Source organism: Paenibacillus sp. FW126-R14 (assembly GCF_058789495.1).
The window spans coordinates 87,525-100,360 of sequence record NZ_JBYTBS010000003.1; the positions used below are offsets into that span (position 1 = coordinate 87,525).

The 12,836-nt window shown below is 46.7% G+C and carries 9 protein-coding genes; 1 reads left to right on the plus strand and 8 read right to left on the minus strand.

Features of this window, described 5'->3' with window-relative positions:
• Positions 1-12: 12 nt before the first annotated feature.
• The 6 genes from AC3WRW_RS02895 to AC3WRW_RS02920 all read right to left on the minus strand — a co-directional run bounded on the left by AC3WRW_RS02895 (position 13) and on the right by AC3WRW_RS02920 (position 9,156).
• Positions 13-1,725, minus strand: a complete 1,713-nt coding sequence (locus AC3WRW_RS02895; protein ID WP_492544816.1) for an amylo-alpha-1,6-glucosidase — start codon at positions 1,723-1,725, stop codon at positions 13-15.
• A 406-nt stretch (positions 1,726-2,131) separates the two neighbouring features.
• Positions 2,132-3,412: an L-cysteine desulfidase family protein gene (locus AC3WRW_RS02900; protein WP_492544818.1), complete on the minus strand. Its 1,281-nt coding sequence runs from the start codon at positions 3,410-3,412 to the stop codon at positions 2,132-2,134.
• Positions 3,413-3,478: 66 nt separating this feature from the next.
• Positions 3,479-4,702 carry an MFS transporter gene (locus AC3WRW_RS02905; protein WP_492544820.1) on the minus strand — a complete coding sequence of 408 codons (1,224 nt, stop codon included), beginning with the start codon at positions 4,700-4,702 and terminating at the stop codon, positions 3,479-3,481.
• A gap of 128 nt (positions 4,703-4,830) precedes the next feature.
• Positions 4,831-7,629, minus strand: coding sequence for a family 43 glycosylhydrolase (locus AC3WRW_RS02910; protein WP_492544821.1), 2,799 nt, complete (start codon positions 7,627-7,629; stop codon positions 4,831-4,833).
• Positions 7,630-7,897: 268 nt separating this feature from the next.
• Complete coding sequence (locus tag AC3WRW_RS02915; protein ID WP_492544823.1) at positions 7,898-8,380, minus strand: CcdC protein domain-containing protein; 483 nt, start codon at positions 8,378-8,380, stop codon at positions 7,898-7,900.
• A 122-nt stretch (positions 8,381-8,502) separates the two neighbouring features.
• On the minus strand, positions 8,503-9,156 hold the full coding sequence (locus AC3WRW_RS02920) for a M48 family metallopeptidase (RefSeq protein ID WP_492544825.1): 654 nt from the start codon (positions 9,154-9,156) through the stop codon (positions 8,503-8,505).
• A gap of 158 nt (positions 9,157-9,314) precedes the next feature.
• Between AC3WRW_RS02920 and AC3WRW_RS02925 the strand changes: the two genes are divergently transcribed.
• Positions 9,315-9,968: a DUF1796 family putative cysteine peptidase gene (locus tag AC3WRW_RS02925; RefSeq protein ID WP_492544827.1), complete on the plus strand. Its 654-nt coding sequence runs from the start codon at positions 9,315-9,317 to the stop codon at positions 9,966-9,968.
• Positions 9,969-10,076: 108 nt separating this feature from the next.
• Here AC3WRW_RS02925 and AC3WRW_RS02930 read toward each other — a convergent pair whose 3' ends face one another.
• Positions 10,077-11,147, minus strand: a complete 1,071-nt coding sequence (locus AC3WRW_RS02930) for an asparaginase (protein WP_492544829.1) — start codon at positions 11,145-11,147, stop codon at positions 10,077-10,079.
• Positions 11,119-12,825, minus strand: a complete 1,707-nt coding sequence (locus AC3WRW_RS02935) for an ABC transporter substrate-binding protein (protein WP_492544831.1) — start codon at positions 12,823-12,825, stop codon at positions 11,119-11,121. Before AC3WRW_RS02935 ends, AC3WRW_RS02930 begins: the two co-directional genes overlap by 29 nt.
• Positions 12,826-12,836: the final 11 nt, after the last annotated feature.

The following is a 12,836-nucleotide window of genomic DNA, read 5'->3' on the forward strand; positions in this document are numbered from 1 at the left end:
AAGTGCAGTTATTCATTCATTGATTGTATACTCATGACCTAGAATCAAGAACACGCTTGATGTCCATGTAAAAGCTCGATCCCGCAGCCCTTGACCCGTAATCGCATCAAAATTTTCCGCCATCCCGCTGCGGTCCAGCATCGCACAGAATCGGCGTGCAACCTCTTCAGCCAGTTCACGGTCCCCCGCTGCGGCGGCTCCTTCGATAAGCAGCATGGTCGACGGCGCCCAGATCGGGCCTCGCCAATAGCCGTCCGGCTGGTAATACGAACTCTTCACACTTTCTGTCGCCCAACCATTTACGGTTAGAAAACGTCCTTCCTCTCTCAACCCATTAAGCAAAGCGGTGCGGATCGGATCGGGCAGCCGTTTGCCAAGCAGAATCGGAACGAACATAAGAAGGCTGTCACCGTCGGAAAACTCGTGCGTACCGGAGCGACAGGCCACAAAGCGGCTATCTTTCCAGAAATGCAGCAGCATCTTCTCCAGTGTGTCCTCTGCAAGCTTAAGCCATTCGAGCTTTTCATCCTCAAACCCAAGTATGCCTGCAATCTCGGCAAGCACCTCGCTTTGAAGAATGAGAAAAGCCGCTAAATCCGGGCTTTCCACCGGAATGCCATTATTGAATGCGGTGCTGTTATCCCATCCGGAATCATTGCCGTGATTGTACTGAGGGATGCCATCGCCATCCCCGTCGCGATACCGGAACCACCATCTCGTCCATTTGGAGAGCGGTTGGTAAACTTCCCGAAGCTGAGCTGCTTGAATATAGTCCGTTCTGGCCATCATCCAAGCCAGCGTCCATCCGTGAATTGGCGGCTTGTTGCAGTTCCAGAACTCATACTTGTCGTTTATGAAATCGGGAATCAAACCGCTCTCATCCTGACGGTCAAAGAAAATCATAAATTGATCCCACGCCAATTTCGGATCATGACGAACGAGCGCCATCGCATTGAAACAGTGATCCCAGCTCCAAATATTCGTCATCCAGTTTTTGGACATATACATCGCTGTACGCGTCAAGCACCCCTCTGCCGGAACAAGGCAGGACCACGTAATATAAGCCGCCAGTTCCCGGCTTTCTTGCCAACGTTCCGGCAAAGGCAGGGTGCGATTCACCCATTCGGCAAATTCCACTTTCACCTGACTTACAGCGTCATTGAAGGTTTCCCATTCGACGCGCGGCTCCCATACCGTACGAAATTCCTCGATAGCAAACTCGGAAATGCCGGAGTCAGCCCCAGGTAGAAAGTCTGCGATGACGTAGGAACTTTTGATTTTGTCCCATGGCACTTCCATTTTCAAATCGCCTACGAGCGCTGTCAGCATAAATCTGCATTCATGCGTGAAGCTGTTTACTTCCCAGCTCTTCAGAGAAGCTTGGTAAGCATAATCATAAGCTGCCGTACGAAACGTTAAGCGAATTCCGCATCCTTGTGACCGAAACCGGCATGTTCGACGATCGGAAATACAGATCTCCGCAGTCAAGCCCGTCCTCGTTGAAACAAGCTGAATCATCTCAGGGAAAGCTATTGCCTGAAATGGCACGGATTGACCCGTTTCATCCAGCATTTCAATTCGAAACGCCTCGCCGAATTTATCGTCGCCGCCGCGCACAGTACGCAGATACAAGCCTGGAGCTCGATCTGCAGCTTCAGGAAGAATCGAAATCGCCAAGAAAGACTCTCTCCGGCTGAAAGGTACAACGTTCAGGTCAAAGTTCATAAGATCTCTCCTTTTCGAAAGCAGAATGCGCTTTCATTGTAACCAAGGACGATCTGTGGTAGAACCGACAGTTGTTTGTGATGGGGAGGCAATTTGTTGCCTTTTGGGGTAAATTTGGCGGACAGGTGGCATTTTGTTCGGAGTTTTTCGTCCATTTGTTTGAATCACTCCGTGGTCAAAATAAAAGGAAAATTTCCTCTATATGGACTGCAGATGCTTATCAGAGCCATTTAGCCTGAAAAACCCCCTCTATTTGCACAGATTTCGTGAGAATCTACGAAAACCGGTCAAATTAACGGGGGCTTTTCCTGCTAAATACCCTGAAAGGTCATCGTTCGAGCCAAATAGATGGAGATTTTCCAGTTATTCATCCTCGCTTTTACGTAAAGCTATCTCAAGCATCGTCTTATATGTCTTTATTTAGCATCATTTCGAGTATGAGTTTGTCAATCTCGGATGTTGCTTCATTCCCGATACGGCAAAAGTTATCGATCGTCTTCTCGGCGTCATTCTCGATAAAGCCGTTTGTCGAGGCGATGGTTTTCCCTTTGGCGGCGAGCAGCGCAGATTGTACCGCGGCACTTGTGCAGGTCGCCACTTTCATGGCGCACCCGCCTTTGGCGCCATCGCACATCATCCCGGTCACATTGCCGAGCATGTTTTGGATCGCGGCTTTGATCTCCTTATGGCCTCCGCCAAGCAAATAAGTAATCCCGCAGCTTGCACCTGTGCCGGATACCGTGACTCCGCATAATGCGGATAATCGTCCAAACTTGGATTTGATATGAATCGTGACTAAATGGCTCAAAGCTACGGCGCGAACGAGTTTTTCCTCCGAGGCACCAAGCCTTTCCGCAGCCGCCACAACAGGGTTTGTCGCAGCAATGCCTTGATTGCCGCTTCCTGAATTCGCCATGACAGGCATCGGCGAACCCGCCATGCGCGCATCCGATCCAGCTGCCGCAAGAGCCATCGCATGGGAGATTAAATCGTCTGACAAAATCCCCATTTGCACATTTTCTTTAATCGTCCTGCCAACCTCGAGACCGTATGCATTCGTTAAGCCGTCTAGTCCTGCCTTACGATTCAATTCAATACTCTGCTTAACCAGGGTAAGCTCTTCCAGATCAACGGAATTTACGAATTCCACAATCGAATCAATCGTTAATTCGCCCCGCTCTTCCTGCGAGCTCTTAAAGCTCGCGTTAGCGCAGCCTCCGGTGTCAACGACTTTCCCGTCAACTTCTACCAACGTGATATTCGTATGATTATCCGTAATGACGACCCTAGCATATCTTTGCTCTGCTTTGATAACAACCTCGATATATAGTTTCCTTGGCGTATCTGCGAGATGGACGACAGAAACACCTTCTTCAACCATTCGCTGGGCCGCAGAAACATCCTTCTGCGTAATATCAGCGAGTACTTCCAGCTGTTTCTCCGCGTTTCCGGCAATTGCCCCTAAAGCAGCTACAAAATCAATTCCCGTTAAGCCAGTACCGGGTATGCCGACTGCAAGTGCATTCTTGATGATGCCTGCGCTTGCATAAACCGTAATTTTGTTGATTTTTCCGCCCACATAGGTCCTAGCCTTCGCTGCAGCCAAAGCAATGGCTACCGGCTCCGTGCAGCCAAGCGCAATAACGAGTTCGTTTTTAAGGATATTTATAAATGTCTCCGTCTTCATGATGTACCCCCTTAACACCGAACTTCTGAATAATCTATCAAATATACTATAGTTGTTAAACGAATTTCAACTTGCCGTGTCCCGGGCGATGGGCTGCCGGACGTCCACTGACTTTCGCTTGGCAAAGAACATCGTCCCTATACCGCTTAAAACTGTAATTACAGCCAGTGTCAATAGAAAGGTAGAGATTCCGAACCAATCTAGACATGCGCCGGTCGCAAGCAGAGCGACCTGAAACATGACGCGATCAACCATTCCTCGGAACGAGAAAAAACGGCCCTGCACTTCTTTCGGCACTTTGATTTGAAATAAGGTAGAAATCATCGGGAAGAAGAATGCGACAGCACAGCCGAACAATACAAAAGAGCCGAGCACAGCAAAACTGCTCTCGCTAAAGGACATCCCGGCAAAGGAAAGTGCAAACAATAGCATGAACAGCGTGGAGCTGGTTACCAGATTCCGCATGCCAATGACCCGCTTTGCGAATAAACCTACAACCAAAATACTAGCACCCTCGATGGAATAGATCCATCCCATCAACTCAGGCTTATGCTGGATTTGACTAAACTTCAGTACAAGCAGATTAAAGCCGCCAAGAAACAAGGTAATAATTCCGCTGTTGATAAGTGCGATAAGGATAGACGGTTCTTGCCGGATGAGCGGAAACATTTCCGAGAACCGGATTTTTTCCTGCTTCTTCGAGCCGGAGGAATCCGTCGTATTTGGAATCTTAAGCTGTGTAATAAGCATGACGAGGATGATGTAAAAAACAAGCGACAGCGCATAGACTGTATACAAATTCATGACGGATACCAGAATTCCTGCCACAGCAGTACCACCGATTCTAGCTATCGTAGTCACGTTAAAATTAATGCTGTTCGCTCTCATCAAATCGGAAGCAGGAACGACGGAAGGCAGCGCAGCTTGCACCGTAGGCATATAAACGGTCGCCGCTAATTGCATAATAATGACGGATAGCAGCATGATGGCAACGGATTGATAGTGCAAGGCAGCAAACATACAAACCGGTGCCAGGCAACGCACAAATCCTGAGATAAGCAATATTTTCTTCTTATCGTAACGGTCTGCCCACACGCCGGCTTGCGGCGAAATGAGAACGCCAAGAAATAAACCGCACATCAGGATCAAACTTTTGCCTAAATCCGACGGGACATGGCTCTGCATGAATTGCAAATTGGCGATGATGCTTGTCCAAATGCCTCCGCCTTGAATGGCTTCTCCAATCATCATAAAAATAAAAGTTCGATTTCGCAGCAATGAAGAGTTCATTTCTTTTCTCCAGTCTTTAAGTTATACGCGCAGTCCCTCTATGTTAGCACGTATGTTCGCACATGCCAATACTTTGATAAACCGAAAAGGAGCCGCCATAAGGCAAGCTCCTTCACGAACGTTATTCGTTATTGCAAAATAGCATTTGCGATAATCGCCAAATCGGCAATATCAATGACGCCATCATGGTTGAGATCGGCTTTTTGGACCGAACTCCAGTCTGGGCTCGTTGTGTTTTTGCCGTAAGCGGCAGCAGCGATCGCAATATCGCCGACGGTCACTTTGCCGTCTCCATTGATGTCTCCCAACAAAACATTCACGCCAGTGACTTGAACGTGATGCGTGACAGCTTCCAAGGAACTTTCCGCACCCATTGCGTTGGCAACTTTGCCTTGGGAAAGTGTCAGACTTGTAAGAGCTGATTCTTTGACCGCATTCCATGTTAATTTAAGCAATCCGCCATCCGTTGTCACGGCATGATTTGCTCCTAGACTTGCAAGCAAAATGCGGACTTGACCTGGGACATCTTTCTTCACGTCGACGACTACTAGTCCGTCTTTCAGCGATTGTGCCGATACGAAATTAATCGTACTAGGATCATAGCTGAATGTTAAGTCTTGAGCATAGATGGCATCGTTTGCGCTGCCAGGTACATGGGTTAATCCGTAATTCAGTTCGAAGTTGCTTCCTGATGGGATTTGCGACACACCCGTTAGCGTGCCGGATAATGATGTGGGTCCGATTGAATTTGGAACATCTGCTTTATACATCGTTATATAATCCACATTCACATTTCCGATACAGCCTTCATCAATCCGGTAAGAGATTACGTTTTTGCCTGCTTTTAAAGCTAAGCGTTCAGAACCTGTAAACCATTCATTCCAAGAGACAGCGGTTTTATCTGGCGCAATGGTTTTGACATGCTTGCCATTGACATAGACATTGATTTTGGCTCTTGCCGGCAATTGTACCGTTGGATTATTGGTAGATTCCCCATTCACTTGCTCTCCGTAAGCATATCTTACGCCCACGATATAATCGCCTTCTTCAGCCGCTTGGACAACAAAATTTGCTTCAGCCCCGGCTTTTTTGGGCAAGTGAATGTAGCCTGTTCCTTGATAATTCAAATGGCTGCTTTCTTTGGTAATATCCCCTAAGAGAATACCATTTTCCGCTTGATACATCTCGCCTTGCCCTAAATCACCGGAAGGCAGATCCTGCCATTCATTCGGAGATACCGGTTTGCCAAAGTTAGGCGTGCCATCTTCGTTCCAGCCGAATTTCTTAATATTGACCTGCCGCCACCAATTTCGTCCCGTATCTTTATAAACCCGTGAATGATAGATCATCCAGTCTTCTTGGCCATCGACCGATTTGACAAAACCTGCTCTTGCAGGCCCGGATACATCACCGGTAGAAACGAAAACATTATTTTTGCGCGTCCAAGAACCTGGATTCAGGAAATTTCCATCCGTATTCATATAATAAGATAAACGATAGCCGTCCGATGCATAGTCGCCTTCCGACATGGTGATAAATACTTTGCCATCCTTTTGTAAAACGCGAGGACCTTCTCCGCCGTCCCCCGGCAAGAAAGAGCGATCCGCTGTAATCGTATAAGGGTTATCCATGGGCGCAATGGCCGGACCAATGGGTTCACCTGAACCTAGTGTACCCCAAACGGCATACAGTTTCCCTTTATTTTCAAATACCGTAAAGTCATTTGCCTGCTTATACACGCCATTTTCTCCGGCATATAAGGCGCCTTTATCGATATAAGCCCCTTGAGGATCATCCGTTACGGATTCTAAAACTGTTGCCATATGTTTGTACCCGTAAGCCTGCAGATCGGCGCAGTAATAAATGTACCATTTGCCGTCAAGGAAGAAGATTTCCGGAGCAAAAATACGCGTCTGTGTGCCTTGCGAATCAAAAACTTGTATCTTTTCACCTTGGTCCGTCAATGTACGGGATTTGGATACATAAACTTTATTGTTAGAGTCCAAATTACTAGAAGAAACAAAGTAGTAAAAGCCATCTTTGTATGTAACAAAAGGGTCCTGACCTTGATACAGCGGATTGTTGAACTTATTGGAAACGGATGAGCTTGTAACACCCATTTCTTTCATAAAATCGGATCGCGCAACGGATACAGCTTCAATCCCTTTTATCAATACATCCACTTTATCGCGATCATTCATTGCTTTGCCATCAATCGTATTCAGCAATTCCTCGGCCGTCATTTTTACCGCATGCAGATTGTTCAATGTACTTTCCGTTACTAGATTCGCAAAGTTTTCTGTTAAATAATCCAGCTTTTGAATTTCTGCGGTCAATTCGCCTTTTTTGGTTGCAATCGAGCGATCTGCCGGCAAATATAGAGCTGATTCAGGCACGATCTCCCTTTTCTGGTTAGCGCTTTCCCATTCCATACGAAGCCAAGTACCGCCCCAGCCTTGCAAATATTCAACTTTGATGTCGTAATGCTTGCCCGCTTCCAGCGAGATTGGCGTACTGACTTGCGGTTTCTCCCAAACTTGCTGCCAAAAGTCAATGATCAGCTGCCCATTAATCCATAATCTGAACCCATCATCGCCTACCATATGGAACGTATAATCTTCTGTGTATTTTGGAACGATAGTACCTGTAAAACGTGCCGTATTATAATCCGGTGTGCCTGACAATTGATTGAAAATGCTTTCAAAAGAATCCCCGTTTAAGTTTCCAACAGCCCGCGATCCTCGGAAATCATCAAAATTGAATACCGTAATATCTGTCCGATTATTAGGGTTTGGCACACATTTAAAGAAATCGCCCATTAATCCGTGGCCATCCATCGTCGGGTCCGCAGCGCGGGCATTCATAGGCAAATTGATCGTACACGCAAATAAAATGATTGCCATAACTATTCCTATCACTTTTTTCATCGGTTATCTCCTATTCTTTTATTCATTCTATTCCGCGCGCAATCTGATAACGCTGAGCTTATTGGATAACAAACTCGCTGCCTTTTTGGGCAGATAACGCTTCCTCCTTCCCTTGCCTCTGCGTGATTTCAACTTAACATATTTTTCAAATTTTATATTTGCAATATCCCGATCTTTTGTGCAATTATCTTTCCTTTTTAAGTCAGGCACGCAAAAAAGCAAAGGAGCTAAGCGCATAAGCCGCTTAGCTCCTCTTACATTTCAACTATTACGCATTCAGATCAACTAGTTTCGAAGAACTGACGCTTCTGAATTTAATAAAACTAACGATCCGCCAAGTCGCGATGTAGCCAAAAGTGACCAGGTTGCACATAAAGCTGAGCGTGCCGGGATCGATTGATTTTATGGTCGCAATCGCCAGGAAACGCAGGGCGAATACCACAATCAGCAGCACAAAGACCGTTTTGTTGCGCTTAATAAATGTATTGCCGTTATCTCTCACTTCGAAGTTGGTCGTCATAATAAGTGGAATCGAGACGACCATACCGATCAACAAAGCAATGATCACTTGATCTTCACGAATATGAAGCTTCGGATCTAATAATTGCGTAAGCGAAGTAGAAATATATAAGATAGGCAGCAGCAAAGTGATTCCCGATTTTTTGAGCGGCTGCTGCATGCCGCTTAATTGTCCGCGCAGGATGAAAAAGAAAATTAAGGCTGAAATCATTAGAGATGCTGTTGAACTCATAGTTTGAACACTCCCTTAAAGGATTTTATACTTTTATTATCATCTTTAAAGGAGTTTTTCAAAAGTGAATCAAGTCATCGGTTCAAGGTGACAAACGTCATAATCGCACCGGTATCAAGCATCTACAGTGTCATCGCAAGCCCGTACTTTGCCAGAAACTCTTCTTTCACTTTGTAATCCGGCATAATACTCCCTACACGTCTCCAAAACGAGCGATCATGATTCATATGTGTAAGATGACAGAGTTCATGGATAATGACATAATCAATAACGTCAATCGGCGCCATCGCTAAGCGATAATTAAAGGTTAGCTTCTTATCCGAGGAGCAGCTTCCCCATTTCGTTGCGGACTCCTCGACCTCAAACGATTTTGGTTTTACCTTCAATTGCGTTTGATACATTTTAATTCGTTCGCCTATGACCTTTTTACAGCTTGAGAAATAAAACTTCTTGAGGCTCACTTTCAGTTCTTCCTCACTAAGTCCCCCAGTTTCGATTAGCTCGTGGAGAAAATAATAGTTGCCGAGATGAAGGAACTTGCCTTGGTCCTGGTACTCCTTTAGCTTAGGTATTTCCCGCGATTTCGCAATGGCGTTTAATTTCTCCACGATCCGCTTCCCATGCTGTTTCACGACGCTTATAACAATCTCCTGACTTGTGCCATTAGGAGCTTTAACGGTTATGAACCCCATCGCATCCATCTCGATGGATAATTTTTTTCTAACGCCATATTGCACATCAAATGCTATCGTCACATTATCAAATTCGATTTTCACGTGAATATCGACCCTTTCGCTTTCCCTGTCGTATTCAACATTTTACCATAAAAAATAATTTGTGCGCCCCTTTGCCTTCCTCAGATTCAAGTTGTCCAATCAAATGAGTACGTTCGGACATCTCCTATAGAAAGATCTCTACAGAGGAGGATACTATCTTGAAATTACAAGAAATGAAAGGCTCCTATGACGACATCGTCAGTTTAGGCAGTGCGTGTAATCCATCGATACAATTAAAGCGTTTACAATTACGTACGTTTTCCGGGCCGCTTGATTGGCATGTCTCTCTATCCCTTTCAGACGTAAGCCGATTATTGAAAAATTCGTTCGATAACTTTATGGTTCTCAGAAATATGTGTGTAATCGATGGGTCTGCTCACTTGCTAGATGATGGTGTCCCGATACAATCAGTAAAGTCGCACTTTATCAAAGATACTACCTACAATATTCTTTCCGTTCATGATTTTCCAATCGTACCCAATGAACACTGGACAATGACGTACTCCGCGTACAAAGATAAAATGAATCGTCGAATCGATCGACTATATGAAAAGATGACAACGAGCCAAAGCATTTTGTTTGTGAGATGGAACGCCAGCTATGAGCAAGCGGTCGAATTACAAGCGGTTTTATCTGAAATTGTAAAGGGTCAGTTTACGATTCTGATCCTCAAGCCGGCAGAAGAGTCCCAAGTGGTTTCTCTTTTGGATTGGGGAATAGACAAAGTCTGTTCCTTAGAAGTTCCTAGTGATCCGAATCGAAATGCAACATGGGATTATGTATTGAATGGGATACAGTTAACAAAAAGTTAAATGGCCCTAAATCACATGAATAAACGGACCCCAGAGTCGTTACTAGACAAGTTGTCAGCTCAATTTCAAGCTGATTACATGAATAGTTGCCTTGGGGTCCGTTACATTTTATTCCTGATCCGTGGTAAGATCGAATACCGCCTTGCTGTTTCCAACGATCCGGTTGGCGTCGTTCCTGATCTTCAACTGAGAAATCCGGTACAAGTCGTCTATCGTCGCACGGTTCGTATAACCGATCTGCTCCAGAATCGCAGCGACAATGAGCGGCCATTCCTCCTCGGAACCGTCCAGCACCTTCAACGCGAAAGCCAAGCGTTCGTTCTTCAAACTGAAGCAGTAAACGCCTTTGGCGCCTCCCTTTGCGACGATGTTCGCATCCCTTAGCAGGACGGAGCATATAAAATCTGTGCCGGCAATCATTTCACTGTGCTCGCTCATCAGCGCAGTCAGTTTCTCAACGGCGGACCTGACTTGCGGATCAGCGATCAAGTCCGGGCAAGCCAGCTTCAGGTAAGCTCTGGCTAATCCGTCGAGCGGAAGGGCGAAGACGGGAAATCCGCACCCGTCCGTCCCGATCGGAATATCCGCTTCCAGTACCTCGGAGAGCGAAGCAAGTGTATGCAAGATTTGCTTTTGGACGGGATGGACGGGATCGCAATAGGATGCGATGTCATAGCCTCCTCCTTTGCACAGCGCCAATATCCCGGAATGCTTGCCGGAGCAGTTATGGTACACCCGCCGTTTCGGCAGGTTATGACGTACGGCGTCATCCCTGGCGTCTGCGTTTAAGGGATACGTCGAAGCGCAGAGCAGCCTCTCTTCGCCGATGCCAATTTTGTGAAGCATAGATTCGACGGCTGCTATATGGAACGGTTCACCCCGGTGCGATCCGGCGATAACCGCCGTCTCCTTGCCGGTAAACCCATAAAGCTGCTCAATGCCATGCTGGAGAACCGGAATCGCCTGAAACGGTTTAGCCGCCGAACGCAAGTACGTCATGTGAAGCGGATTGCCGGCCGAATACCGAATGCGCCCCGTGTCATCGACACCGCAAATATGGCCGGCATGCGTGCATTCGAGCACATCACCGCGGTATTCTTCAACCAAAATGCGCTGCATCTTCCGATTTCCTTTCTCAACTTGTATGCCGTTATTTTTTATATCCTTTGTCGTACGCATCCTGATAAATCTTAATAAATTGATCCATACCGGAATCTTTGAGCCCTTTTAAGTAAGCATCCCAATCTTTGTCAATGCTTTTGGCCCCCATGATGAACTGCAGCATGGACTGCTTCACATAATCCGTAATAATCGGCTTTAATTGCTTGACCTGATTCGCCTGTTCGTTGGTCAAGAAGATGTCCGTCGGAAACTCTTCCTTCGGCTGATGCCCTTCGTACAATTCCTTTGTCGCTTTGTACAAACGGGTCTCCAAACCATCCATTGTGTAAATGTCCTGGCTTGCCGCATAGGCCGTTTCGCGATATTCGGACGAACGCAGGTTCGGCCCCATTTGATTCCAATGGTCGTTCTGCACTTGGCCTACGCCGTAAGAGGTTTCTTTCACTTTGAATTTGGCTGCGGTTCCGCGTGTGTTCTTATTGTTCGCGTCCGCCTTCACCCAGTTGCGGCCTTCTTCCCCGAAGTTGGACAACGTTGTACCCTCGTCCGAGTAGAGATAGTCAGCCAAGCGAATGGCGGCTTCCGGATTTTTGTTTTTGTTCGTAATGGCAAATACAGAATTCCCGATCCCGATGTAGTGAGCTGTGTACGAGACGCCATCCGGTCCCGTAAGCGGCGCAATCGGATCATAGTCTTTGTGGCGTGTTGCGGTTGGCGACGCATCAGTGAATTCACCGAACCAGCCTGCCGGAATCGCCCCGGCAATGGCCGTGTCCGGACTGTTCCCCTTTTGAGAAAGCGCATCCGACTTTTGCGTAAACGCTTCCTTATCGATCAAGCCTTCCGAGTACAGCTTATTCAAATATTGCAAACCTTTTTTGAAGCCTGGCTGATCAACGGCCGTTCCAAGCTTGCCGCCATTCAACACGAAATAATTGTTATCGGCATTGAAATAGACGAACGCATTCATGACGAACGTTTCAATATCCGTATGCCATCCCGTAGGCGAGCCGGTGAACGCAATTTCATCCGCTTTGCCGTTGCCGTTCGGATCTTTCTCCTTGAACGCTTTTAACATGTTATAAAAATCATCCGTCGTCTTTGGAGCGCTAAGCCCAAGCTTTTGCAGCCATTTCGTGTTCACCCACATTTTGGCCGAAAACTGGCAGTGATAGCATTCATTTACGGAAGGAATCGCATAGATGTTGCCATCCGGCGCCGTAATCGCTTTTTCCAGATAGGAAATATCCTTGAACGCTTTCTTAATATTCGGCGCATATTGATCGATCAACTTGTTTAGCGGGAGCAGAACGCCTTGTTGACCGTACAGCAGCTGCTCCTCTTTCGTCAGATCCCCTGACATGAAAATATCCGGATAGTCGCCACTTGCGAGCAGCAACTGCTTTTTCTCTTTCAAGGCGGCCGCTTCGCCCGGTACAAGCTGCCAGTTCAAGTGAATGTTCGTTTTTTCTTCCAAATATTTGGTAAACCAATTCGTATTCAGATCAGCAATATTAGCCGATTGCGGCGCGAAAGCGCTCATTGCAATTTTATTTTTGGCGATGGGAAAGCCCGTTGCATTCACGCTGCTCCCCCCGTCTGCGCCTCCGCTCCCCTTAGGGCTAGCGCTGCCATTCGGATCATCGCTGCCCGATGTGCAGCCGACTACAAACGTAGTAATGAATACGATCAGGGCTACCGATTTCCATGTTCTTCTGGTACTTAGAATCCCCATACTCAAAACCC